At 35.9% G+C, this 26,799-nt stretch carries 22 protein-coding genes and 1 pseudogene; 8 read left to right on the top strand and 15 right to left on the bottom strand.

Annotation, left to right across the window (positions count from 1 at the left end):
* Positions 1 to 93 precede the first annotated feature (93 nt).
* The 4 genes from F7984_RS03575 to corA all read right to left on the bottom strand — a co-directional run bounded on the left by F7984_RS03575 (position 94) and on the right by corA (position 3,507).
* The gene (locus F7984_RS03575) at positions 94 to 831 is read right to left on the bottom strand and encodes an AAA family ATPase (protein ID WP_151675546.1); all 738 of its coding nucleotides are present in this window, start codon (positions 829 to 831) and stop codon (positions 94 to 96) included.
* A gap of 530 nt (positions 832 to 1,361) precedes the next feature.
* Positions 1,362 to 1,796, bottom strand: a complete 435-nt coding sequence (locus F7984_RS03570) for an SMI1/KNR4 family protein (RefSeq protein WP_148631155.1) — start codon at positions 1,794 to 1,796, stop codon at positions 1,362 to 1,364.
* 146 nt (positions 1,797 to 1,942) lie between these two features.
* Positions 1,943 to 2,338 (bottom strand): DUF3021 family protein, encoded by a 396-nt coding sequence (locus tag F7984_RS19670; RefSeq protein ID WP_151675510.1) that lies wholly within the window; start codon positions 2,336 to 2,338, stop codon positions 1,943 to 1,945.
* Between the two features lie 227 nt (positions 2,339 to 2,565).
* Positions 2,566 to 3,507 carry a magnesium/cobalt transporter CorA gene (corA, locus tag F7984_RS03560; RefSeq protein WP_066102697.1) on the bottom strand — a complete coding sequence of 314 codons (942 nt, stop codon included), beginning with the start codon at positions 3,505 to 3,507 and terminating at the stop codon, positions 2,566 to 2,568.
* Positions 3,508 to 3,879: 372 nt separating this feature from the next.
* On the opposite strand from corA, the gene F7984_RS03555 reads away from it, so the two are divergent.
* Entirely contained in the window at positions 3,880 to 4,110 is a 231-nt protein-coding gene (locus tag F7984_RS03555) for a hypothetical protein (protein ID WP_066102700.1), read from the top strand.
* A gap of 790 nt (positions 4,111 to 4,900) precedes the next feature.
* On the opposite strand, the pseudogene F7984_RS03550 reads toward F7984_RS03555, so the two are convergent.
* The 3 genes and pseudogenes from F7984_RS03550 to F7984_RS03540 all read right to left on the bottom strand — a co-directional run.
* Positions 4,901 to 5,536, bottom strand: a pseudogene (locus tag F7984_RS03550) (SpoVR family protein); the annotation flags it as partial.
* A 529-nt stretch (positions 5,537 to 6,065) separates the two neighbouring features.
* Complete coding sequence (locus F7984_RS03545; RefSeq protein WP_151675509.1) at positions 6,066 to 7,292, bottom strand: hypothetical protein; 1,227 nt, start codon at positions 7,290 to 7,292, stop codon at positions 6,066 to 6,068.
* 843 nt (positions 7,293 to 8,135) lie between these two features.
* The gene (locus F7984_RS03540; protein WP_151675508.1) at positions 8,136 to 9,338 is read right to left on the bottom strand and encodes an IS110 family RNA-guided transposase; all 1,203 of its coding nucleotides are present in this window, start codon (positions 9,336 to 9,338) and stop codon (positions 8,136 to 8,138) included.
* Between the two features lie 584 nt (positions 9,339 to 9,922).
* Here F7984_RS03540 and F7984_RS03535 point away from each other — a divergent pair.
* A complete protein-coding gene (locus F7984_RS03535) occupies positions 9,923 to 10,648 on the top strand; it encodes a CBS domain-containing protein (protein ID WP_140462323.1) in 726 nt (241 codons plus the stop codon).
* Between the two features lie 389 nt (positions 10,649 to 11,037).
* On the opposite strand, the gene F7984_RS03530 is transcribed toward F7984_RS03535, so the two are convergent.
* Together F7984_RS03530 and F7984_RS03525 are read right to left on the bottom strand one after the other, a co-directional pair.
* Positions 11,038 to 11,247 (bottom strand): hypothetical protein, encoded by a 210-nt coding sequence (locus tag F7984_RS03530; RefSeq protein WP_140462322.1) that lies wholly within the window; start codon positions 11,245 to 11,247, stop codon positions 11,038 to 11,040.
* A 26-nt stretch (positions 11,248 to 11,273) separates the two neighbouring features.
* Entirely contained in the window at positions 11,274 to 11,555 is a 282-nt protein-coding gene (locus F7984_RS03525; RefSeq protein ID WP_140462321.1) for a hypothetical protein, read from the bottom strand.
* A 356-nt stretch (positions 11,556 to 11,911) separates the two neighbouring features.
* On the opposite strand from F7984_RS03525, the gene F7984_RS03520 reads away from it, so the two are divergent.
* Positions 11,912 to 12,775 carry a bacteriochlorophyll 4-vinyl reductase gene (locus tag F7984_RS03520; protein WP_140462320.1) on the top strand — a complete coding sequence of 288 codons (864 nt, stop codon included), beginning with the start codon at positions 11,912 to 11,914 and terminating at the stop codon, positions 12,773 to 12,775.
* A gap of 148 nt (positions 12,776 to 12,923) precedes the next feature.
* On the opposite strand, the gene F7984_RS03515 is transcribed toward F7984_RS03520, so the two are convergent.
* Complete coding sequence (locus F7984_RS03515) at positions 12,924 to 14,336, bottom strand: SpoVR family protein (RefSeq protein WP_140462319.1); 1,413 nt, start codon at positions 14,334 to 14,336, stop codon at positions 12,924 to 12,926.
* 398 nt (positions 14,337 to 14,734) lie between these two features.
* Between F7984_RS03515 and F7984_RS03510 the strand changes: the two genes are divergently transcribed.
* Positions 14,735 to 14,986: a YhdB family protein gene (locus tag F7984_RS03510; RefSeq protein WP_066102706.1), complete on the top strand. Its 252-nt coding sequence runs from the start codon at positions 14,735 to 14,737 to the stop codon at positions 14,984 to 14,986.
* 111 nt (positions 14,987 to 15,097) lie between these two features.
* On the opposite strand, the gene F7984_RS03505 is transcribed toward F7984_RS03510, so the two are convergent.
* The 3 genes from F7984_RS03505 to F7984_RS03495 form a co-directional block, all read right to left on the bottom strand.
* Positions 15,098 to 16,825 carry a phospho-sugar mutase gene (locus F7984_RS03505; protein WP_140462318.1) on the bottom strand — a complete coding sequence of 576 codons (1,728 nt, stop codon included), beginning with the start codon at positions 16,823 to 16,825 and terminating at the stop codon, positions 15,098 to 15,100.
* Positions 16,826 to 16,930: 105 nt separating this feature from the next.
* A complete protein-coding gene (locus F7984_RS03500) occupies positions 16,931 to 18,475 on the bottom strand; it encodes a bifunctional GNAT family N-acetyltransferase/carbon-nitrogen hydrolase family protein (protein ID WP_140462317.1) in 1,545 nt (514 codons plus the stop codon).
* Positions 18,476 to 18,639: 164 nt separating this feature from the next.
* Positions 18,640 to 20,328 carry a glycoside hydrolase family 13 protein gene (locus F7984_RS03495; protein WP_140462316.1) on the bottom strand — a complete coding sequence of 563 codons (1,689 nt, stop codon included), beginning with the start codon at positions 20,326 to 20,328 and terminating at the stop codon, positions 18,640 to 18,642.
* Between the two features lie 186 nt (positions 20,329 to 20,514).
* Between F7984_RS03495 and F7984_RS03490 the strand changes: the two genes are divergently transcribed.
* Positions 20,515 to 20,952: a disulfide oxidoreductase gene (locus F7984_RS03490; RefSeq protein WP_066102716.1), complete on the top strand. Its 438-nt coding sequence runs from the start codon at positions 20,515 to 20,517 to the stop codon at positions 20,950 to 20,952.
* Positions 20,949 to 21,413: a thioredoxin family protein gene (locus F7984_RS03485; protein WP_066102720.1), complete on the top strand. Its 465-nt coding sequence runs from the start codon at positions 20,949 to 20,951 to the stop codon at positions 21,411 to 21,413. Before F7984_RS03490 ends, F7984_RS03485 begins: the two co-directional genes overlap by 4 nt.
* A 32-nt stretch (positions 21,414 to 21,445) precedes the next feature.
* Here F7984_RS03485 and F7984_RS03480 read toward each other — a convergent pair whose 3' ends face one another.
* Complete coding sequence (locus F7984_RS03480; RefSeq protein WP_066102723.1) at positions 21,446 to 21,838, bottom strand: DUF5365 family protein; 393 nt, start codon at positions 21,836 to 21,838, stop codon at positions 21,446 to 21,448.
* Positions 21,839 to 21,945: 107 nt separating this feature from the next.
* On the opposite strand from F7984_RS03480, the gene F7984_RS03475 reads away from it, so the two are divergent.
* Positions 21,946 to 22,830, top strand: a complete 885-nt coding sequence (locus F7984_RS03475) for an RluA family pseudouridine synthase (RefSeq protein ID WP_066102726.1) — start codon at positions 21,946 to 21,948, stop codon at positions 22,828 to 22,830.
* A gap of 109 nt (positions 22,831 to 22,939) precedes the next feature.
* Here the strand turns inward: F7984_RS03475 and F7984_RS03470 are convergent, their stop codons facing one another.
* Entirely contained in the window at positions 22,940 to 23,194 is a 255-nt protein-coding gene (locus F7984_RS03470; RefSeq protein WP_066102728.1) for a GlsB/YeaQ/YmgE family stress response membrane protein, read from the bottom strand.
* Between the two features lie 1,157 nt (positions 23,195 to 24,351).
* Between F7984_RS03470 and F7984_RS03465 the strand changes: the two genes are divergently transcribed.
* On the top strand, positions 24,352 to 26,334 hold the full coding sequence (locus tag F7984_RS03465) for a lipoteichoic acid synthase (protein WP_066102731.1): 1,983 nt from the start codon (positions 24,352 to 24,354) through the stop codon (positions 26,332 to 26,334).
* Positions 26,335 to 26,799: the final 465 nt, after the last annotated feature.

Genomic DNA, 26,799 nt, shown 5'->3' with positions numbered 1-26,799 from the left:
ACTGCCCCTTTACTTCCATAAGAAATTCAACACAAAAAGGCATTAATCCTTCTTGGACCAATGTCTTTGTTAGTGGAGTAAGCTATATTTTTATTAATCCTCATCATTTAGAAATAACTCTTCTAAGTACCTTTCCTTTCTATCTAAAAAACCCTTTGTTATTTGATAATGTTCTGTGTCTTCATATCTGACACTTTCGATTACATTGGAATCAAAACTAAAGATGTGTGCGTTTGGATACCCCAGAAGAATAGGCGAATGTGTGGCGATGATAAATTGAGCGTTTCCGCTACTCACCAATTGATAAATAACTCTCATAAATGCTAATAGGCGAGCTGGCGATAATGCTGCCTCGGGCTCATCCAATATATAAATGCCCTTACCCGAAAAACGGTTTAAAAATAGCGATAAAAAGGATTCTCCGTGAGACTGATGGTGTAATGATTTACCTCCATATGCTTGATAAATAGTCGGGTCTTCCTTAGCTAGTTGATCCAGATGAGACGCGAAATGATAAAAACTTTCAGCCCTTAAAAAGAAACCTTGATTGATTTTTGGCAACCAAGACAAACGAATGTATTTTCCCAAAGCAGCGTGGGATGAATCTACATCGTATATATTGTTTATTCCTCCGCCTGCTGTATTAAACCCACATTTGTAAGCAATTGCCTCAAGCAAAGTAGATTTTCCTGAACCATTCTCCCCTACAAAAAATGTTACTTCACTTTTTAAGTCCAATGTATTCATTCCTCTAATTGCAGGTACAGTGAATGGGTATGTATTTAAATCAGGTACTTCTTCTCGTAAAAAAGTAATTCTACGTAAAAACAACATTAGTTACACTCCACTTTTAAATTTAATGGGTATTGAGGTAATTCTAAAGCAACCTGTCCCGATAGTTCAATAATGAGGAAGAGCAATCGCAGTGTTCTTTATTTATTTTTATTCCAGGATAAATATTCAAAAACTATTTATCTTTTAAGAATTACCAATAATTCCTATGTTATAATATTTGAAAAATGATGGAGGTTTTACGTTGACAACATCAACCTGGGTGTCTGTTCTACCAATTTTATCTTTGTTATATTACATAATTCCAATCGTATTTGTAATTTGGTTTGTAACTAAATTTTTCAAATTACAACAGGAAAAAAATCAAATTCTTAAAAATATATCTGACAATCTAGAGAAACTAAATAATAATGATGCTTAATATACATTTGAGAGAGTATTTACTCTCTCTTTTTTTACTATAAAACTAAATAATACTTATATTTAGCCAACTACATTAAAGCCTATTGAACTAACCTGCCCCTTTACTTTAAGTGGCAGTCTTCACAAATTCTACTTTTTTCAAACAATTAAACACTAATTTCACCAGTTAACCAACCTTTAATAAAGTCTTTTAATGAAGCGGCAACCCAGGTTCGACTATCATCTTCGTGATTCCAGACGTAAATATCGCTTTTTTCAATCTTTCCGTTTTTTAATATTGCATAACAAAATAAATCACCATTACCTGCGTCTGAAAAAAAGAAAAGGTTATCTAATGGCATATAATTATCTCTATAATCTTCAAAGTTTCTAAAAAATAAATTATCCTTAATAATCACAGATGTAGGCCAAATCAATGATCCATAATCGTCAGACACACCATTTGTTTCCGTTAAAAGGGCAGCTAACTCATCTGGTAATACAACATCTAGTTTTCGTTGAATTTCTTCAATCTCGCTCTTTGTAGCAGGATCTTTAAAGTGTTGTTCTTTCGTAATTGAATTGATAAATTCTTTCCACATTTCATTCCCACCGATATATATAGATTCAACTTATCTATGTAATATTCCTTCTTCGGCTAACCTGCTCCGTTACTTCCATAAGAGTTTCAACACAAAAGGGATTAATCCTTCTTAGATCAATGCCCACCGTCAGTCGTATACCTCAATCATATTGATGTGCTATTATTAGAATTTTTACGTGAAAAAAAATATGAAATAAAATATGAAGTCAAAAATAAGATAATCCCCACTTTATTAAATTGGAGATACACATCAAATACATCTTTAAATGAATCTAACGGATAAAAACCACTTAATAGCAACGTTGGAAAAACAGTAATCAGCATCGCCATATAATGAGCAAAAATTTGCTTTAAAAAACTCCATTGTTCAATTTGATATATGACGCTTGTCACCCCAAGGAAAAAGGCTATAAGGCCATAAAAAAAATAAACACTCGAATCATCTGATTGCCCTTGCAACTTATACGACAGTGAAATTATTAGTAAGATACCAAATGAGATAGACCCTCTATATAATCCCTTTAAAAACAACTGCAACATAAAATCCCCTTTCCTGGTATTTCCTGTTATTAATTATATACGATGGATACTAGTTTGAAGTTTCAGAAAATTTTTCGTTCCGCTAACCTACCCCGTTTTTACAATAAGAAATTCAACACAAAAAGGCATTAATCCTTCTTGGATCAACGCCCCCGTTATTTCTATAAGGAAAAGTGAACCTTTTTAAACAATCGTGCCCGTTTTTTGCATCGGCTTTTTATTTTTAATCATTTAAACCAACCCTTACGCCAAAACCATAACAACATTACAGAGCCAACTGATACCATAACTCCCAGCACTCCAAAATATCCCCATTGCAAGGTAAGTTCTGGCATATATTTAAAATTCATCCCATATATACTGGCAATAAACGTTAAGGGAATGAAAACTGATGTCATAACAGTTAGTGTTTTCATAATTCTGTTCATTCGGTTTGAATTTAGTGAAATATAATTGTCTCGTATATCTGCCGTCATTTCTCGATTAGACTCAATCATTTCAGAAAGTCTCAATAAATGGTCGTATATATCCATAAAATAGACTCGATCATCTTTTGGGACTATCACTCTCTCCGAATTTAAAATTCTATACAGCAATTCTCTCATCGGAAAAATTGTGCGTCTTAACTTAAGTAACTGGTTTCTTATTTCATAAACATTTTCAATTAAATCTTGATTTGTTTTATTCATTTCTATTTCATTCAATTTATCTTCACATTTATAAATACTTGGAAAATACTCATCTACAATTTTATCCATTATTGAATAAAAAATGTGGAGAACCCCTTTATTAATAGTATTTTTATCCTCCATTACCCTTTTTCGAACCATTCCTATTTCACTTAAAGGTGATGAATGGAAAGTAACTATAAAATTGTGTCCGACAAATATATCTAATTCTTCAGGTACAAGGGAGTATTGGTTTAAAGTGTGTAGAACAAAAAAATTATACCCATCATAATAATCAAGTTTTGGACGTTGTAGAGAATGTAAGCAGTCTTCAATTGCAAGTGGATGCAAATCAAAATGAGTTTGTAAAAGGAGTGCTTCTCTATCACTAGGTGTATCGAAATCTACCCAAAACCATTTAATATCAGAATCATCTAAACGTTTTAATGGTATATCAGTTATTAGTTTTAAATCGTTTGTTACGGCAAAAGTATGAATCATATGTATCGCTTCCTCTTTTATTTGTAAATTAAACACTACCACTTTGTGTCAGATACAAATTATTAATAACATAAAGAATGGGTCTAATATATTATAACTCCTTATGCAACTATCCTGCCCTTCGTATTATTAGGTTGACCAAGTTAATTGGTTGACCTTTTTCTTTGAGGTCTAGAATACTAGAGGTAGCTGGGGTAGAACGAAAGCCCCCCGTGGGAAAGTTAATCCCGACAACTAAACCGTTCCCCCCCACTTATAGAAACATGAATGAAGCTGGTTGGGACCCAGATCTCGCATAACAAGCGAAGCTATGACACTATAAGGAGCCATTTAGGGGTTACCAGCTAATTCATTGATGAGGAGGAGATACTCATGAATCCAGTCATTGGTCTGGATGTCGCAAAAGGTGAAAGTCAGGTTCAAGCATTCTTGGAGAAAAAGAAGCCTTACAAAAAGAGCTTTAAAGTCGCACATACACTGGATGGCTTAGATGAACTTCATACATTTATTAAAGAGGTAGAAGAATTAACAGAAACAAGACCTCCCATAGTTTTAGAGTCTACTGGCATTATGTGCCTGTTGTACAGTATTTTGAAAAACTAGGGTATCTGTTAATCGTTGTGAATTCATCAATTCATACAAAGCGAAAAGTTCGAGTTTACGTAAAGTAAAAACAGATATAATCGATGCCGTTTGTCTTTTTCCGTTAACCTTCCCCTTTAATAAAAAAGCGATTGCCCTCATTTTGCAATCTACCCTGAGAGTATAAGTTTATTAACGATTAATTTGTGAAAAATATGATAATATGATTATAAAATATAGTTTGGAGGGGTTAATTTATGGAAATATTAGATTTCTTAGGGATTATTCCTATCATAATATATTTAGGAATTCTCATTTTTGCTATTTATGTTACAAGTACTTTCATAAAGTTAATGAAACAAAAAAATGATTATCTAAAGGACATTCGTGACGAAATCAGGAAGAATAATAGTGTCAATTAGTTTCAACCATTGTTCCACTCCCAATTTTAAAAGTAGAAGATTGAATACCGTCAATGGCGGTATTTTTTATCTTATGCGATGCCTCTCAAGGTGTTTATAGATGATTCTGCTATTGCCATTGATAGTTTAAATTACGTTGTTTCACATATTTAACCACACTGTTCATTTATTGCAGGAATGGTGCCCCCGTTAGCAGCATAAAAAGATACCATCCATTTGACAATCTTGATCTTCTGCTATTGCTTCCATTTGTTTGTGGACAGAGGAATTTAGAAAATTGGTAACCAAATTATATTCCCGTTCTTCAATTATCGAGCACGACCTTATATTCAAAAAGTAACACTTCTCAAATAAAAGAAGCCAATCCCTGATTGGCTTCTTCACATTACTCATACATACTTCCGACTCACACTCTTCCCATCATAACTAAACAAAATTCCCTTACCTTCCAACACCGTTTCCATATGAACCGTTCGTCCCCATAAATAATGCATATGCGGCAAAACTTTCTCTAGGTATTTTACATCCAGCTCAATATCCTCAAACCAATGCTTCAGGTAAAGCTCCCCATTTTTTAAATAGTCCCCGTCATTCACCGTAATATACGGGAACCCTCCATTGACCCGCATGCCGACAAGCTGATCTCGTACCGCTTTCCATTGCTTATCGACAATCTTATAGTCGCGTCCTTTTTTCTGGAATAGATACATATCCTCACGCATAACCAAATCCTTTGTGAGGTAATTGCGGAGGAAGGAGATATCCGATTCGATTTCCCGCACTTCAAACATTTTTTCACGACCTGAATTTGGTTTAACCCCGCGCCTTTTCATCTCTTCGTCTGGGTTGTTATACCGCTCTTCAATATCCTCAAACATTTTGATGCCTAAGTAATAAGGGTTAATGCCTGTTCTTGACGGCTGCACCACACCTGCATTAAGTTTTGCAAATTCGATTGATTCTCCGCTGGTTAAATCAAGCTCGCGTAGGATGCGCTGGTGCCAATAACTCGCCCAGCCTTCGTTCTTCTAAGGATCTTTATTAATTGCGCTATTCATAAACAGTATCGCTAAAAAAAGAGGGCACTTTTCAGCTTCGTTATTCCGTTAACGCCCCTATTTGTTTAAGAACATCTTTTCACAAACTTTCCCACACATTTCATTGAATGTAGGAATGCTGCTACCCCTTTTGTAGCATAAAAAGAAGCTACCCTCTTAATCGTGGATAGCTTCTTTGATTAAATGATAAGTTCTCCACCAGTGATAAATATCGCCTCATCTGAAGCAATGAATAATGGTGTTAGTGGGTACCTTTTCTAAACAAGACTTGAAACAAGGCAAAGACAAAACAGCCGTAAAAAAGGCGATGAACAAGCATCAATTACACTATATCGAAACGAAATACATCAAAGAAAGGAGGCAAATCGTCGGGTTACGCATTTGGATATGTGATGCAGAGACTTTCACAGTATAAGACAGAACTAAGCAAAAAAAGCAGCTGACATTTAGTTGCTTATTCTATTTTCTTAAACAGGAATCCTTTTCGAAGATAGCACTACTCGATAATTTCGGTAATTTCTCCTTCTAAGGATACTTTGGCTTTTACACTGTTTTTGACTTTTGCTCCAAATGCATTGTTGCCTCGGAAGGTTGTGCGCACGACCAAATGATCTTTCATGTCCCAGTAGACCGTTTCCACATGTTCGTAACTATCCTCATCATTCATTTGGCTCTTGATATATTTCGTTACATTTTTATGCGATCCATCCCAACTGCTGAACTGCTTTTCAATTAAACTTTTTCTTTCCGCCGCCAGGTGTTTTTCTCGTTCACCTTTGTTCTTAACCAATAATTTGATGAATTTTTGATTAAGCGTTTCATTATCCATATATGATTTTTCCAGTTTGTTTGCTTGCAGGAGTTCGAACTCCTTATCCGTCATTTTAACAAGTGTCTCTTTTGCCCGTTTTGTTGACTTGGATTTATTGATCTCTTTTTCCAGCGCATAGGCTTTGTTCTCTTTCTGGTCATCGTGCAATGTTTTTGATTGGTTGATTTCTTTGATGGCTTCATCGATTTTATTTTGGTTCACGAGCGAAAGAGCGTTCTTGTAATGTTCTTCAGCCATGGATTTGTTTACTTTTTTCATCAATTCTCTCGCTGGATTATTCTCGGCACCGTTCAGTTCGATGGATTGATTTAATTCCTGTAACGATTCTTCATATTTTTCTTCTTTCATCAATTTTTCAGCTTTTTCAACATGCTGTGCGGCTTCATCTTCTGCTTGTAGATTTACAACGATGACCGCGATGAACATGAGTACAACTAATCCATATAGAAAACTTGAAACAACCATTTTTGGTTTCGATTGAGAACGGTATCCTACAATTTTACGGGAGAACTTTCGCTCTAGAACAGTGACCTTCAGATTGAGTTGGTTTTTCAATAGGCTCTCTAAATCCTTGCCTTTTTCCGTCACAATAATTTTGAATTCATTCGTGTTTGTTTTAAAAAGAAACACGCTCTTAACGAAGTAATGATCCACCACTACTTCATTAATTCCATCGAACGCATGCTGTTCGATGAGTTCCATTTTTTCGGTTAAATTATCGTTGTATGAATACATATACCAATATTTTTCAGTTACCGCTAAGACCGTGTCAGGCTTACCTTTTATTACGGCCGAAGCTGTTAACAAAAGTCTTTCGTTTTTTCGTAACATTTCTTTTTTGATGTGCCTATTCAATTTCTTTTTTTTATTAGTTTCACTCACTTCTCCCATCGTTTCCACCTCTCATCGTGATTGATTTGTTTCCTTTATTATACAGGGCGAAGGAGCCGTTATAGGAAATATTTCTATGTCATTTATGAGTTTTTTCGTAACTTTGCTACGGCATAAGGTTGATGCCCCAAAATGATAAACAAATTCATCCAATTCGTGGAATAGGGGATATAATGAAGACAATAAGGAAAAAAAAGGGTTGTTCGCATGCAAATCACAAAGGAATTAGCAAAGTATGCAGATTAGCGAAAACTTTCATCCAGTGGAAACTTAGATTCTGATTCCATCATAGAGTATAAAGAACAAATTGTGTGAAGATGGCTCCTGTCCAATCAGGATGTTCCCTAGCATGTCCTACTAGCCTGTACGGATCAAATCATGTGGGAGGAATTCTCCATTCACCAAAAGTTCGAAAACTATTCGGATTCGTTCATCGACAAGCACAAAAGCAAAATCAAGTGGAAAGAGGTTTCGTTGCAAACTGAGGATGGTGACGATTGAAAAATGGAGCAGCTATCTAGACTGGAACCTCATTGTGGGAATGGGAAGATGTAAACTCGATGAATCCTTCCTCCACCAACATATAGTAAAAATTCAGGGTCTCAGGCATCGGACTTAGGCTTGTATCGAACGATTTTATCCGATTAAATTTCAAAAAGATGAAACCTATTGCTGCGATTTCACACACACCCTCTTTGGATTCTGCAACTAAACCAGCTAATAGGTTGTCAATATCTCTCTGTATATTTCATTTTTTTATATGCTATACTGTTTTTGGGTATGCCAAATAACCCTCCAGTTTCTTTTTGGAAGGTTTTTCTTATGTTGGATAAATACCATTTCCTAAGCTATATCTAGGAAATTCTGGTTCTTTTTCAATAAAGCATAAATCCAATGAAGCAGCTTATTGATACAAGCTACAATGGCAACTTTCGAAGGTTCTCCTTCTGAACGTTTTCTATCATAGAACTCTTTAAGCTTTTTATTTCTAGATCTTCTAATTCCGCATAAAACAGCTAAATATAAGCTACGCCTTAGCCTACTGGAACCTCGTTTGGTTATGCGATTTATGTTCGCAGTAAACTTTCCAGATGAATGGACACTAGGATCGACTCCAGCGAAGGCCACTAGCTTCTTAGGGTGATTAAACCGATCAATTTCCCCAATCTCTGAAATAATTGTTGCCGCAATCTTTTCACCGATACCAGGAATCGATTGGATAATCTTATATTCTTCTATTTCATTTGCCAGGGATACCATTTGGCTCTCTAAATCCGTTAGGTGTCCTTGGTAGTGAAATAAAATATCGATATACATACTAAGATTGATAAGATGGCTTTCATATTGCACTTTCTGAAAAGGATTCTGAGAAGCTGAATGAATTAACTTTCTTGCTTTTTCTTTAGCCCACTGTACAGACCGACTTGGACAATGTTCTCGTATTTTATCTTCTAGTTCTTCCTTGCCAGCCTTTAGAACCTTCTCCGAGGTAGGATATTCCTTTAATACCGATAAAGATACTTTCGAAAAAAGATCTCCAAAAACCTTTCTGTATTCAGGGAAAACCTGATCTAAAATCGTATGAAAATGCAATTTTGCCTCCACATACATATTCGTCATTATTTCTTGTTGTCTCGATAGATTTCGAAGATTTAAGAGCTGAATTCCTCTCCTCTTTTGAGGTTCAAACTCTTCTTTATAATAGAGAACACACAGTTGATATGCATCATATGCGTCAGTTTTCACCTTTCTTAAACTGGCCTTCTTCGCTTGATGAGAAATGATTGGATTCAATAAGATATAAAGTATGTCATTCTCTTCTAAGCATTGCACAACGGGTGTATGATAATGTCCTGTTGATTCCAATATAATGACAGGCATCTGCCCAGTCTTTGCCTTCATCTCTCCTAAGAAATAGATAAACTCCTCCAACTCTTCACGGTTATGCTTAATCGAAAAACTTGTTCCATATGGCTTTCCTTTATCTAAAAAAGCCTGTACTTCACTTTCTTCTTTGGCTATATCTATACCCACAACTGGGTTCATTCTTTCTCCTCCTCTGATAAATTCACCAGTACCCCTATTTCCTCCAAGTAGTATTATAGCTTCGCTTGTTATACGAGATCTCAGTCCCAACCAGCCTCAAACATATTTCTACAAGTAGGGGGTGAACAGTTTAGCGGACGGGATCATTTGTCCCACTGCCCCTTACGTTCTACCCTGGCTACTGATAGATTAAATTCATATGAAAAAAGTTCAACCAGAAAGTTCTGGCTGAACTATATAATACGAACCTGCCCCTTCGTATCAGTGCTGTATTATTTAATAATGCAACAACATTTATTAAAGTAATGTTGTTGAGAGAAGAATGGTAAGTTGTTTCCGACGTTGGAATATACACCCAGTTTTATTGATTAAAAAAGAGAGAATATAAAATATTGAATCTAACTTTTACATAAAAAAATAGTCTAAAAGGAGGTTATAGAACTTAGAACCTTTTGAAGGAAGGCTTCAAAACAATCTAATGCACAATTGGCATCGTTCTGTTCAATGTTGGTACCAATGTCGCGTTGGTGCCATTGGTTGCAATAGGAGCAACAGACATATTCAAATACACTGGGGGTATAAACATGAATAATGCAGATAGGTTTGTAGCGGCTTACAACAGAATACATAATTATATGAAAGATAAAGACCCTAAATATCAAAACGACAAAGGATTCGCAGATTTCAAAACCTTACTACGAAGAAGCACCAATCCAGTCATCAAAAATATGCGTAATAACTCGCGCTTATTGAAATTCCATGAGTTGCGCAATGTCCTGGTCCATGAAAAAGGCAATAATGGATTAGAATATATTGCGACACCGCACTCCAGCATAGTGGAAGAAATCGAGAAGTTTGCTGAAGAATTGGAAAGTCCTCGTTCGGCAGAATCAATCTGCACGAAAGAAATGGCGATCATTCATTCTGCGGACAACATTAAAACAGCTTTGGACTTGATGAAGAACGAAGGCAAAGGCGAATATTCACAAATTCCTATTTATGATGAGAACCGCTTCGTAGCGCTTTTGACAGACGGCGGCATCTCTCGTTGGATAGCGCACGCTTTCAATGATGACGGCCTGTTGATGGAAAATATGAGCGTCCAAGAAGTTATTCAATACGAAAATCCAAGAAATGTCGCTTTTGTTGGTAGACACGACAGTGTATTTAAGGTTAAAGAGATTTTCGAAAACCGTATATCCAACAATCAATTGAATCTTCAAGCTATTATTGTCACTGAACACGGTAAACCCCATGAAAAAGCTTTGGGTATCATCACGGCTTGGGATATTGTCGGCATCGAGATGTAATATAGGCTTTATTAAACAATTGCCTTGTCGGAACAGGCTGGATAAGTTATTGACACCAGCGTATTCTCCGAGAGCTTCATTTTACAAGCTTTTAAAACCTGAAAGGAAGACTCAGAGATATTAATCCTTGAGTTCTTCTTTTTAGAATGGATTGATATAGAGTTAAAAAAAGGATAATTCTATAAAATTTTCAACTTTTAAGATGTTGCACGAATTACATTTCCTGAGATAGTTCTCACCATATTCTTTAATCGAATTAACAGAAATAGTTTATCACTTATTCAAATCATTTTACAATTCAAATAACATTAAAATGGATATGTATACGTTTTTGTGTATGCGTAAGTAAATAAAAACACCGCTAAAAAAAGCGATGTTTTTTCCTAAACTCATTTGAAAGTTTCTTTTAAAGCCGTTTCATAGTCAGCCGCCTGGTCAGGGGTTAAACTTTTAGATAATCGAAGAAGAACGTTTTTCTCCACATACGAATATTCCGTCAGAAGTCCGCCCATTTCTTTCGTTACAGTTTCAATATATTCTTTACGTTTCTCAGCATCTTCATTAATTTCGAACACTTCTACACTTCCACCGTTTTCCACTCCAAATGACTCCCGAATGGATTGTTTTACTTCCGCTTTGCTGGTATATCGCCAGGGTGACCCAATAATTCATTCGGATCATTGTCAGCTGTATATACGTTAATTTCACCAATTGGCAACTCTTCATTTTCTTTCAATAGGTTCACTACGTCCTCAGCCTTTTCGTACGAAACGGCTGGTTTCTCTTTCTCATCAGTTACGCTCTCATTCGTTTGAGAATCTTTTTGTTTCGACTCATGGGACGTGTCTGAACAAGCTGTTATCCCAACCAGCAAAAACAAGAAACCTATGACCATCCATCTCTTCATCCGTGTTCCTCCTCTATTTTTATGGATTTAATTTGAAAATCGGGTTTTATTACCCTATAACATGATTCTAGATTGAATAAACAAAGAATCGGATACCGAATACTGAGGAACCGTTTCGATGGTATCCTTCTACAAAGTTGGATTTATATACTATCTTCCTTCCATTTAAATCAGGGTAAAGAAGAACAAATACAATTGAAGAATCAATGAAACGATTTTTGGAAATCATGCCTGTTTTTTGCCTTCATTATGGAAAAAATGAAAAGCAGATCCATCCAAAGCAGCAGCAGAGGAAGAAATAACATACAAGAACTCATCACGTTTGCCAGCGTGAAGGACCAGAGGAAGTGGAGATTATGACAAATTTAACAGAAGGAAATGATAAATTTAGATCCATTATTATTGATGCTTTAAAAATGCCTGGTGTAAAAGTAGATCGTGTTGAATTTTTAACCAATCTTTTTTCTGAAAAAGTGGATTCCAAACAACTGTCACTTATCCTTGAAAAAGGTCCAGTCAAAGCAGGTATACCAATTACCAAACTCGACACCATGGCGAAAAGGTTGGTAAATAAAAGAAAACTGGAATCCGCTAGCATCTCTGCGATAGCTGGTTTTCCTGGGGGTTTAGCTATTGCAACCACCATACCAGCCGATACACTTCAGTTTTATGCGTTGAACCTAAGATTGGCACAGGAATTAAGGTATCTCTTTGGTTATAAGGATTTATGGAGTGATAATGAGCTCGATACAGAACTCGTCCAAGGGGAACTTATTATTTATATAGGGGTAATGTTCGGAGTTAGCGGGGCATCTTCTGCCATGAAAGTTTTGAGTTCGAAAATTGCAGAACAGATTATGAAGAAGTTGCCACGAAAAGCATTAACGAAAACATTTTACTATCCAATAATCAAGAAGAGTGCCCAAATGATTGGAGTAAAAATCACAAAGGATACGTTCGCAAAAGGCGTAGCCAAAGGTGTCCCTATATTAGGTGGTATTGTCGCGGGTACAATTACTTGGACTACAATAAAAACAATGGGTATTCGGTTAAAAAATGCTCTTTATGATTCTGTTGTAGATTACTCAGTTAACGATTGGAAGAAAGATTTAGATGAGGTTAAAAAGGAAATGCAAGATATCATTGATGCAGATTTTATTGAATTAGAAAAGGATATCATAGATGAATTTAATGAAGATAAAGAACATATTTACCAGTGATGTTCCAAATGAGCGTTATCTTCTATATCACACAGGAGAAAAAGACAGGTTTCGTTCAAAGCATCTATCTGTACTGATTTAATAGTCTTAATATTAGGCTAAAAAACCAACCTTTCGCTAGGTTGGTTTTTGTGCTTGTTCTCATCCCTTATACATACTTCCGACTTATACTCTTCCCATCATAACTAAACAAAATTCCCTTACCTTCCAACACCGTTTCCATATGAACCGTTCGTCCCCATAAATAATGCATATGCGGCAAAACTTTCTCTAGGTATTTTACATCCAGCTCAATATCCTCAAACCAATGCTTCAGGTAAAGTTCCCCATTTTTTAAATAGTCCCCGTCATTCACCGTAATATACGGGAACCCTCCATTGACCCGCATGCCGACAAGCTGATCCCGTACCGCTTTCCATTGCTTATCGACAATCTTATAATCGCGGCCTTTCTTTTGGAACAGATACATATCCTCACGCATGACCAAATCCCTGGTGAGGTAGTTGCGTAGGAAAGAAATATCCGACTCTATCTCCCGCACTTCAAACATTTTCTCACGGCCTGAATTTGGTTTAACCCCGCGCCTTCTCATCTCTTCGTCTGGATTGTTATATCTTTCTTCGATATCCTCAAACATCTTGATGCCTAAGTAATATGGATTAATGCCTGTTCTTGACGGCTGCACCACACCTGCATTTAGTTTTGCAAATTCGATTGACTCACCGCTGGTTAAATCAAGTTCACGTAGGATGCGTTGGTGCCAGTAACTCGCCCAGCCTTCGTTCATGATTTTAGTTTCAAGCTGCGGCCAAAAGTAGAGCATCTCTTCACGCATCATCGTCAGTATGTCTCGCTGCCAATCCTCTAGGTTACGGCTATACTGTTCAATGAATAAAAGAATATCCTTTTCTGGACGAGGGGGAAATTTCTTGACCTTTGTTTTTTTCTTTTGCCCCTTTTCCTTGCTTTCCAAGTTCCATAAATCATCGTACGGTGTAGTAAATTGCGGAGAATCATCCTCTATCTCCTCTTCATCCATGGACCAATTCAATTGTGGACGAATAAGCGATGGGTCAATATGTTCCTCAATCGCCAAGACCGAATCAAGAAACTTCTCAACCTCCAGCTTCCCATGCTCAATCTCGTATTGCCTAACTCTTTCCGCAGTGGCAGACATACTTTCCACCATATCTCGCTTCGTATTTTTAAAACGAACATTATTCTTAAAGAAATCACAATGTGCCAGTACATGAGCCACAATTAATTTGTTTTGAATCAAGGAATTGGAATCTAATAAAAAAGCATAGCAAGGATCAGAATTAATAACCAGCTCGTAAATTTTGCTTAATCCAACGTCATACTGAAGCTTCATCTTGTGAAATTGTTTTCCGAAACTCCAATGAGAATATCGAGTTGGCATTCCATATGCTCCAAAAGTATATATTATTTCGCTTGGGCAGATCTCATATCTCATTGGGTAAAAATCGAGCCCAAATCCAACAGCGATTTCCGTTATTTCATCAATGGCATACTCCAAGTCTTTTTGCTCGTCTGCTCTCACCCATTCACCCCCTCATTCTCTTACCTCATTAATATGAAGGGATAGGAAAATCATGTATAAAAGTCCTCAAATGAGTCTAAAAACAACCTGAAAAATGGGTTAGAAACAGAATAATTATTCGACCTGCCCTTGATTTATATTTACTTACTTCCTTAACTGCCTTTATGTAATAGTCTCCCCTAAAATCTAGCCCATATCTTACACATACTCGTCACTGAGTACATTAAATATAGAATAGAAACGTCAAATACGGATATTAGGATAACCGTTCCTCTAACAATTAAGCCATGGAAAGTTTCATTTTTACTATTTACAAACTGACCAACTTTTACAGGGTGATAAAATGATGACTTTGAACAAACTAATTTTAACTCCTCACTAGAAGGAGAGTGAAGCAAATGGATAAGGTTGATTATGATCGTGCTTTGTACTACACGCATCGTTCAGAATGGGATAACCTCCTACTTCTGATGGTAAGGACAAAAGACCACTTTTTGTCCAAAAAAATTGAACATTTTCTGCACGCCTATCATTTCTCTAAGGATAATGCGTCCGTTGAAAAGACCCTAAATGCCCTTCTTCAATATATAGACCATGCAACATTCCTGCCTTATGATCAGGAAGAAGGATGGGCGATGCAGACTTTTTAATATCTTTATTTTTTTCTGTGGTGGGAAAAATATACGGCTAAATGCAAACAGCGAAACCAAGGGTGTAAACAAACAGAGAGCTGACTTTTAGTCAGCTCTCTGTTTTGTATTTTATATTTCTGATACTTTTTGCATCATTTCATTCATGAAGGACTGAAGCTTTTGTTCACTTGCTTGTTTTTGGCTATCCTTAACGGCAAAGTAGAACTTAATTTTAGGCTCAGTTCCGGATGGTCTTAAACAAACCCAAGACTCATCTTCAAAGAAATATTTAAGAACATTGGATTTTGGTAAATGAATTGCTTCCTCTTCATTCGTAAGTAAATCCATTCGTGTGCTTTCTTTATAATCTTCAACAGCCACTACTTTTACACCTGCAAGAGAGGCTAGCGGCTCCTTACGGAATGTAGCAAGAATTTGCTGGATTTGAGCAGCTCCTTCTTTTCCTTTTAAAGTCAGGGAACGCATTCCTTCTAAGTAATAACCATGCTTCTCATATAAATCCTCTAATGCCTGATATAAGGTTTTTCCAAGGCGTTTGTAATGGGCACAAATTTCTACCGCCATTACTGCAGCTTGAACCGCATCTTTATCACGGGCAAAATCTTTAATTAATGAACCATAGCTTTCTTCATATCCAAATAGGAAAGAATACTCTCCAGACTCTTCATACTGCTTGATTTTTTCCCCGATAAATTTAAACCCAGTCAGAACATCTTCTGTTTCTACTCCATAACTGGAGGCAATGGAACGTCCAAATTCTGATGTTACGATTGTTTTGAACATTATTCCATTTTTAGGCATTGTTCCTTTTTCCTTCTTCTGAGACAGAATATAGTCTAAGAATAACGCACCTGTTTGGTTACCTGTTAAAACCGTATATTCTCCCTCTGCATTCTTAACAGCAATACCTACACGGTCAGCATCTGGATCTGTACCAATTAAAATATCCGCACCGATCTCTTTGCCTTTAGCGATTGCCAATTCAAATGCAGCATGCTCTTCTGGGTTAGGAGATTTTACAGTTGAGAATTCAGGATCAGGTAATTCTTGTTCTTTTACAACTTCTACATGTTCATAACCTAAATCCTTCAATGCTCGGCGAACAGAAAGATTAGCTGTACCATGAAGCGGTGTGAAAACGACTTTTACATCTACTTCTTTTGCTAAATTAGGCTGTTCAGAAATAGTAAGGACTTTTTCATTGTATGCATCGTCCACTTCTTTACCGATGATTTTAATTAATCCTTTATCACGTAATACAGACTCTTCTTCCACTTTAATTTCAAGTTCATTTTCAATAGCATTAACCATCTCAATCAGAACATCTGCATCAGCAGGAGGCAGTTGTCCACCATCTTCGTTATACACTTTATATCCATTATATTCTGGAGGATTATGGCTTGCTGTAATTACAATACCACCGATTGCACGTAAGTATCGAACTGCAAAAGAAAGCTCCGGAGTTGGACGAAGGCTATCAAATACATAAGCTTGAATTCCGTTGGTTGCCAGTGTTTTTGCTGCTTCCATCGCAAACTCAGGTGATTTATGTCTGGAATCATAAGCAATAACAACTCCACGCTGTTTTGCTTCTTCTCCTAATTTCTCAATATAGGATGCAAAGCCTTGTGTTGCTTTACGGATTGTATAAACATTCATGCGGTTTGTTCCTACACCAATTTCTCCACGCATACCGCCTGTACCGAATTCTAAATTCTTATAGAAACAATCTTCTAACGCAACTTCATCATCCACAAGAGAAGTCAGTTTCTCATGAAGCTCTGGTTCAAGCGTTAAGTGATCATTCCATTTATTAAAAGTTGTTTTCCAATCCATTTATTTTATTCCTCCTAAATAAATTGCTAACTAAATAAGATCTTCTTTATTTTACTAAATATTTAATATTTCTTGAATATTTTCATTTAGAGAAATATTTACCAATCAATACTTTTTGTAATGAAGTTCATATAAATCCCTTCTCCGATCCTTTAGTTGGCGTACGGTCCCGGATAATCTTTGACGTCGCAAAATTTCAAGGTCGACATCTCCAATCAGCACCATTTCTATATTAGCATTCGTTTCTCCCACAATGCCATCACGCGGATATTCAAAATCAGAGGGGGTAAAGATCGCCGATTGCGCATATTGAATGTCCATATTTTCTGTTTGCGGCAAATTGCCTACTGTTCCAGATATGACGGTGTATACCTGATTTTCGACTGCACGTGCCTGAGCACAGTATCTAACCCTTAAATATCCCTGTCGATCTTCTGTACAGAATGGAGTGAAAATAATATTTGCTCCTTTATCTGTTGCAATCCTGGATAATTCAGGAAACTCTATATCGTAGCAAATCAGCATGGAGATTTTTCCGCAATCTGTATCGAATACATTTACCTCATCACCTTCATTAATCCCCCACCACTTTTTCTCATTCGGTGTAATATGGAGTTTATATTGCTTCTCGATTGTTCCATCTCTCCTAAAGAGATAAGCAATATTATAAATATTATCATCCTCTTCTTTCACAAAATGGGAACCGCCAATAATATTTACATTATAGCGGACCGCCAAGTTTGTAAACAACTCAATATATTGCTCTGTAAAATCTGTCACTTTTCGCACTGCCTTACTTGGAACCTTTTCATCTAAAAAGGACATCAATTGAGAGGTTAAAATTTCTGGAAATACCACAAAATCAGAATCTGCATCCGCTGCCACATCAACAAAGTATTCAACTTGATTCGCGAAATCCTCGAATGAGTTGATCTTTCTCATCATATATTGCACAACACATATTCTTACAGGATATGCGGTTTTATAATACCGTTTAGATTTAGGACGATAATCTACATTATTCCATTCCATCAGTGTTGCATATTTTCCTGATGCTCGGTCATCCTCCAAATAGTTTTGATTAATACGTGTGAGCGTAAATTCATTCAGAAATTGGAAGGATAAGACCGGATCATATATTTTATGTAAGCGTACTTCTTCCACATATTCACGTGCAGTCATTTGATCTGCATATTTATGGTAGTTTGGAATCCTTCCACCGATAATAATACTTTTTAGATTTAATTTACGGGCTAATTCCTTACGTTCCTCATACAAACGATGCCCAACCTTCATTTTTCTATACTTAGGATGGACCATAACTTCTATACCATAAAGATTTAAACCATCAGGATTATGGTTGGTGATATATCCGTCATCTGTTATTTCAGACCAAGTATGACGATCATCATATTCATCAAAATTAATGATTAAACTAGAGCATGAACCAATCACTTCATCATTTAATTCTGCTACAAATTGTCCTTCCGGAAAAATGGATAAATGGCTTTCCAAATGCTCGCGTTTCCACGGATCCATCCCGGGAAAACAAAGCTTTTGAAGCTCCATAATATCATCTATATCGCGGATCTCCATTCGCCTAATTTCCATTTTATGTTCATATTTAGTTAAATCCAATTCCTCTGTCACGGACACGACACTCCTTTTTCATACCCATTCTCTCTATCCTCTGTTTTTTCCCATTTATCTGTTTTTTTAAACAATAGTCAAGACCAAATGGAAAGAAAACTCGATACAGCTGCCGTCACATAAAGAAAAGCTGTTGGCTTTATCTCTAACAGCTCATTAGTGCTTTATCTTTCTATTAAATAAACAATAGCTTCCCATGGTCTCAAAATTGTCTCAGCAGCAGCTTCTTGCTTAGTACTACGATCAGGGTAATTACTTATTACCTTTTGTCCTGGATAATCTTTTACACTATCCGGCCAAGCTACTGATTGTTCCCCACCTGTAAAGTTGGTTAACACAAGCAATGTTTGATTATCAAGATGTCTCATATAGGCAAAGACATATTCGTGTTCTGCTTCAATCAATTCAAAACTTCCTTCTACTATAATCCGCATTTCCTTACGCAGGGCGATTAGCTTCTTATAATAGTAGAAAATCGAATCGGAATCCTTTAATGCATTCTTAGCGTTTATATCCACATAGTTTGGATTTACGTTAATCCACGGTTTCCCGGTTGAAAAACCAGCTTGCTCAGAGTTATCCCACTGCATTGGGGTACGTGCATTGTCACGGCCTTTTGCAAAAATACCCTTCATGATCTGCTCTGGCTCCATGCCTTTTTCTATTTTTTCATTGTACATATTTATACTCTCGATATCCCGGTAATACTCAATATCAGGAAATTGTACATTTGTCATTCCGATTTCCTCACCTTGATATATATAAGGAGTACCCTGCAGGAAATGCAAACATGTACCCAACATTTTGGCAGATTCTATACGATATGTGCCATCATCTCCAAAACGGGAAACGATTCTTGGCTGGTCATGATTATTCCAATAAAGGCTATTCCACCCTTTTCCATGGAGTTCTGTTTGCCATTTTGATAAGATTTTTTTTAATTTCACCAAGTCCAGGGGCTTAACGTCCCATTTTCCTGATGGACCGGAATCTACGTCCATATGTTCAAATTGAAAAATCATATCTAACTCATGACGATCTTCACCCGTATATAAAATACCTTCATTTGGTGTTACACCAGGGGTTTCTCCAACAGACATGACATCGTAATGCGAAAGCATCTCTTTATTCATTTCCTGTAAATACTCATGTATTTTAGGGCCGTTCATATAATAATCCGCACCAGATGCATAATCTTTGCCTTCCACAACCGGACCATCAGGAAGAGAAGGGTCCTTGGAAATTAGATTGATTACATCCATTCGGAATCCATCTACCCCTTTATCAAGCCAAAACTTCATGAGATCATATACTTCTTTACGAACCTTTTCATTTTCCCAGTTAAGATCCGGCTGTTTTTTAGAGAATAAATGTAAGTAATAATCATCAGTTTCTTCATTATATTGCCAAGCTGATCCACTAAAAAAGGATTCCCAGTTATTCGGCTCTTTTCCATCTTTACCTGGACGCCATATGTAATAATCTCTATAGGGATTGTCTTTAGATTTTTCCGACTCCATAAACCATGCATGTTCATCAGATGAATGATTGACGACAAGGTCCATCACAAGCCTTATGCCTCTTTTATGCATTTCCTCAAGCATCATTTCCCAATCCTGCATGGTTCCAAACTCATTCATAATATCGCGATAATCACTAATATCGTAACCGTTATCATCATTTGGTGACTTATATACCGGAGAAAGCCAGACTACATCTATACCAAGCTCTTTTAAATAGTCCAGGCGTGAGACGATTCCCTGAATATCACCCACTCCATCTCCATTGGAATCCATAAAGCTTCGTGGGTAAATTTGATAAACAACTGCTTCTTTCCACCACTGTTTCTTCATTATTCAGCACCTTCCTAACGATGTGTACATTGGTATGAATACTAAAAATCTAATCCCTACTGCTCTGCTATGAGCCTTAAAGCCAATATACTCCAATTATGTGTTGGTAAGCGATTTCTTTTTACAATATTATGATAACATACTATAATTTTAATGTAGGTAATAAAATGAAAAGGGGGAATTTTCATGCAAAAGAAAATTATAAATCGTGACAACGCCCTTTTTCTGGCATTTGCTGCAGCCTTTATAGCGATGGCCGGCAGTCTGTATTTTTCAGAAATAAAAGGCTATGAGCCATGTGTTTTATGTTGGTATCAGCGAATTGTGATGTATCCTTTTACTGTAATCCTTGTGCTGGCAATCTGGAAAAAAGATTATCATATTGCTTTTTATACAATGATTTTATCTGCCATCGGAGCGTGCATTTCAACCTATCACGTGCTTATTCAGAAGGTACCGTTTTTTACGGATCGTGCTGTTACATGCGGCCGAATTCCGTGTACAGGCGACTATATTAACTGGCTTGGCTTCATAACTATACCAATGCTTGCATTAATTGCTTTTATCATCATATTTGTATGCAGCTTGTATATATTTAAAGTGACAAAGGGGGAAACAAAATGAAGAAAGTCATTATTTTCGTCGCAGCGGTTGTTTTAATTTTTGCCGCAATAGCGTATTTATCTAATAAACAGCAAACAGAAAAAACGTCAGGTATTAATCCATATGGAAAAGAAAATTTAAGACCTGCCACTGTTGATCAATTAGATGATCCACTGTATCAAAACATCATTACACCGGATGAATTAGATGAAAAGCTTGAAAAAGAAGAAGCGATGACTGTTTATTATTTCAGTCCTGAATGTTCACATTGTGTAAAAACCACTCCAATTCTAATGCCCGTAGCAGAAGAATTGGACGAGCATATTTATCAATATAATGTGCTGGAGTTTGAGCAAGGCTGGGACGAAATTGAAGGATCAGGGACACCGACTCTTATCCATTATAAAAATGGTAAAGAAACAAGCCGTATTTCGGGAGAACATACCGCTGAAGAATTTAAACAGTGGTTTGACAATTTATAAAAAACACGCCGGGCACTGCTCGGCGTGTTTCTTTAAATTAAATAGGTGTTTGCTGCTTTTGTTTGGTACAATGGAAGCTCAATCTGTCTATCCTCACTAAAAAAGTGTTTATGCTCAAAAGGAAAAAAGATACCAAGTTCATTCAAGAGCCGTGCATTGTGATTAAATAATTCAACAGCCTTGGAATCTTCACTTCGATTTTCTAGAATGATCATCAAGGTTTGTATACAGGATAATGCTTGAAAGGCACCTTTTAACGTACCGATATGAGAATTTGAACCTGGTACAGACAGTACTTCATTTAAAGTGAACAAATCAATTTGTTCTTTAGTAAAGTACATTGGGAACAGTTCTAAATAAAATTTCTCTACAGCCTTATCTATTTCTATATCCTGTAAATGAAGAGAGCCTTCTACAATTTTCATATTGATCACCCTCACTTTCTGCAATCTTCCTCTATTGGCATTTATAGGATAGCACATGATAATGTATTGATAATACTAATTAACTTTGCTAAAAACGAGGTATTTACATGTTAAACGTAATTAAATCAGGTCCATATGCTCTAATTACCTGCCCTCCTGACTGGATAGGAAAATCAGTAGAAATTATTTTAAGAGATCACCTGCATATACCAAAGAAAATGTTACATCAATGGCGAATGGAAAAAATCGTTTTATTAAATGGTGAGGTGATTTCCTGGTCAACTAAAATAGAATCTTCTTCTATTATGTATATACCCATTTATGCAGAAGATTTAAATGTGTTAGTACCATTAAAAATGAAATTAGATATCCTTTATGAGGATGATGATATTATGGTCGTGAACAAACCACCATTTCTTAATACACATCCAATCTCAGAAAATGATAACCATTCCTTAATGAATGCTGTCACCGCATATATTGATAATAATAAAATTAAGCCTCGCCATATCCATCGCTTAGATAAGGATACTTCGGGTGCCATTCTCTTTGCTAAGCATGCTTATGCAGGAGCGATACTGGATCAGGCTTTGAGTCAAGGGAAAATAAAAAGAACTTATGCAGCCCTAGTTCAGGGAATCGTAAAAAAAGAGCAAGGTACCATAAATGCTCCGATTGCCAGAGACCGGCATACATCAGGGAGAATGCGAGTATCCACTTCCGGTAAACATGCAGTAACAAAATATAAAGTTTTACAAAGATTTAAATCTAAAAATCAATCTCTTGTAGCCTGTATATTGGAAACTGGCCGTACTCATCAAATACGAGTCCATATGAGCTCTATTGGCCATCCGCTTATTGGTGATACCTTATATGGAGGAACAAAAAGTGCCTCTCTCAATAGACAGGCCCTTCATGCATACAAATTAGAGTTTATACAGCCGCTTACAGGAGAAGAATTATCGGTCGAAAGCGAAATTCCATTTATATAGAAGATTTCCTTCGAAATAATAATGCAAAAAAAGACAAATCCTTTACTACCTATGGCAGAAAGGATTTGTCTTTTACTTTTTAAGCTATAGTAAGATTTTCAATTGATAGTTAGGCTGTTTTTCTTACAGCTTTCATAATCATGCTTACGATGAAGATTAAAATAATCGCACCGATTAATGCCGGTATAATTGCATATCCTGCAACTGTTGGTCCCATATCTCCAAAAATAGCTGTACCTAACCAAGAACCAATAATACCTGCAATAATGTTACCGATAATACCACCTGGTACATCTTTACCTACGATTAAACTTGCAACCCAACCTAAAATTCCACCTACGATTAATGATATAATAAAACTCATGTTATTTTCCTCCTTTTATTTGTTCAATTGGCCTGACTATGTCAGTTACCTGATTAGGGATAATTGCGTTATAACTTCAAAACATATTTCAATATATAGAGTAGCCAACAGACTCAAGTTTATCCCTAATCTGATTGAAAAAAAGTTTATTCAGATGTTTACTTAACAAGATCTGTGGTTACTCACAAATAATTTCTTATTCAGACCAATTATGGACTGTTTTGTTTTATTCAACGGCGCCGTTAATACTCTATACATTCCCGTTCATTTTTATAATAAACATCTATGTCCATTATTTATATTAAATTTAATTTAGACGATTAAACGTTCGTTACTAAGGGTAATAATAATTCTTGCTTTTTATTGCGTACTAATCAATAACTAACAAATACTATAGAAAAGTTGATTAAACGGTTTAAATCTTGTATTGGGTCTGATTATGAGCATATTTAAATCCGCTAATAAGATAGGAAAACAAGTCCAAAGAATCTGTTTATAAAGATTTTTATACTATATAATGGATCATTATAGGGTTTATCTTCCAATAGAGATTTAATTTTTAATTTAGATAGATAAATCTGCTGTAATAATATTTTTGGTTTAGTATGGTTAACCTTACTATATAGATAAGAGGATCATACAAATGGTTTTGATAATATTTTCGATATATAATGGATGTAAACTTCTTTTGTATTTAAGTAATCCGAGTAATTACCTTTAGATGAAAGAATCCACTTTGCAAATTATTTATGACTCCAATCTTTAAAAGAAAATGTCTATATAAATTTGTTTTGCATAGCTTGTTCTCGTTCCAGACCTAGAGCATACAATACAGAACTGGCTATTAACCCGCCATTTGAAAATATCTAAATCATAGAATACTTTTCCATTTTTATATAGACACACCTCTGACTAGAAACAGTTGATTAAGCTCACCTCGAATTGTCAATAAAACCATATAAAAACTTAGCCTGAATCAAAATATAAAATCCTTATATATCAGGGATTCATTGGTATTTTGTCGAAAGGATTCCATTTGACTTTTTCCAGATTCAGTTTATAATTCAATATTGTTATCCCTTTTGGAGTCAGACAAAAAATAAGCATAAAAATTTGAAACTACTAATAAATCTAAAATTAAATATTGAGGTGAAACAATGAGTGCATTTACGAGCAAAGCGAAGAAGAGCTTAAGTGGACCTGTTGGTTTCCTTATAGTCGCTGTTGTTCTCTTTTGGATTAAAATCTATACAAGTTATATAGTAGAATTTGATCTTGGTATCACGAATACGATGCAAGAATTTTTACTTTTCATTAATCCAATCAGTTCAGCCGTTATTTTCTTCAGTCTTGCTTTATTAGCAAAGGGCAAACGTGCATTTAAATGGTTAGTTTTTATAAACATTATTCTATCCTTTGTACAGTATGCCAATATCGTTTATTATCGATTCTTTAACGACTTTATTACATGGCAAACATTAAAGCAGACAGAAAATCTCAATGTGGGCGATGGCGGTGGATTGCTCGGAAGTGTAATGGAGCTTTTACGCATTTATGATCCACTGTATTTCCTTGATACAATCATTCTTATTTTATTCATCGTTTATAAGAAATTCCAACCAAGTGAAGGCCGCTTGAAATTCCGTAAAACAGGGGCAGTTTTCGCATTTGGTGTAGGAATGCTTGTATTAAATGTTGTATTAGCCGAGATTGACCGTCCTCAGTTATTAACTAGAACATTCGACCGTAACTACTTGGTCAAATATCTGGGAACCTACAATTACACAATTTATGATGGATTAAAAACGATGAAGGTGAATGCCCAAAAAGCGTCAGCTGATTCCAGTGACCTAACAGAGGTTCAAAACTTTGTACAGGCAAACTATGCAGAACCAAATAAAAAGTACTTTGGAGCGGCTGAAGGAATGAATGTGATTTATATTCATTTAGAATCCTTCCAAAACTTCCTGATTGATTACAAGCTGCATGGAGAAGAAGTAACACCTTTTATCAACTCGCTTACAAAAGATAAGAATACACTTTACTTTGATAATTTTTATCACCAAACAGGGCAAGGAAAAACATCTGACTCAGAGATGCTGCTAGAAAACTCCTTGTTTGGCCTATCTCAAGGTTCAGCAATGACTACAAATGGTAATAATACGTATCAGTCAGCTGCTTCTATCCTTGAACAAGAAAAAGGGTATTCCTCTGCTGTATTCCACGGTAACTATAAATCATTCTGGAACCGTGATGAAGTTTATAAACATTGGGGTGTTCAAAACTTCTTTGACGCCAGCTATTATGACATGAAGGATGAAGATGTATTAAACTATGGCTTAAAAGACAAACCGTTCTTCGAGCAGTCTAAGCCTTTACTTGAATCCTTACCAGAACCGTTCTATACAAAGTTCATAACAGTATCTCACCACTTCCCTTATCCAATTTCTGAAGAGGATGCTACTATTGAAGCAGCAACTACAGGTGATGGATCTGTAGACCGTTATTTCCAAACGGCTCGTTATTTGGATGAATCAGTGGAAGAATTCGTGAATTATTTAAAAGAAACAGGTCTTTATGATCGTTCTGTCCTTGTATTTTATGGCGATCACTATGGTATATCTGATAACCATAATGAAGCGATGGCACAAGTACTCAATAAAGAGGAAATTACTAAGTATGACTCAGCCGAACTTCAAGAAGTACCATTAATTATTCGAGTTCCTGGTATGGAAGGCGGCGTCCAACATCAGTATGGTGGGCAGATCGATTTACTTCCTACACTTTTACACTTACTAGGTGTTGATTCAAAGAATTACATTCAACTTGGAACTGATTTACTATCAGAAGACCATACTGAAATAGTACCTTTTAGAAATGGTAACTTTATGAGTCCGAATGTAAAATATATTGATGGCAAGTACTATGATTCCACTGGAACACTTATTGAAGAAACTGAAGAGTATGCTCAAATGGGCGAATATGCCTCAACCATGCTCGCTATGTCCGATAAAATTATTTACGGAGATTTACTCAGATTCTATACTCCAGAAGGTTTCAAACCTGTAGACCCATCAAAATACAACTATAATATTAACGCTGCTGATGGTGAAACTACATCAACGAAGAGCGAAGAGTAAGCTAAAAGCCTCCAATTCCTAAAGAATTGGGGGCTTTCTTTTTTAATTAAATCTTACAATGTATATCTTGTTTCGCAGACCACGCTTACAGACTACATATCTGAATAACTTAAATGTCCCTAATTTGGGTACTATACACTCATATCTCCTTAAAGTCCAAGGTGATATAACTTATCTTTTATTCCAACTGAATTGTCAATAATACCAGCCTTTTCCCCCTACAATGAGTTAGTTAAATCGGAAAGTAATTCAGAACTGAAATCATTCTGCTTGTTATTATTTTGTAAATTCTATTTCTAAATATTACAGCTTTGTAAATATAACGTAAATATTAAATAAGTTGTATACGCTTTTATGTAAATATTACCTCTAAAGAAAGGTTTTTTCTTTTCATGTCTAAATAAAAGGTTTAGAATTAATTTTGCATTGTTAATCTTAATTATTATTATTATTTTCCGAAAGTGG

The sequence above is a fragment of the Pradoshia sp. D12 genome (genome assembly GCF_008935075.1).
Classification (GTDB): domain Bacteria; phylum Bacillota; class Bacilli; order Bacillales; family Pradoshiaceae; genus Pradoshia.
Note: the sequence above shows the minus strand (reverse complement) of the source record. Positions and strands in the feature narration are given on the sequence as shown.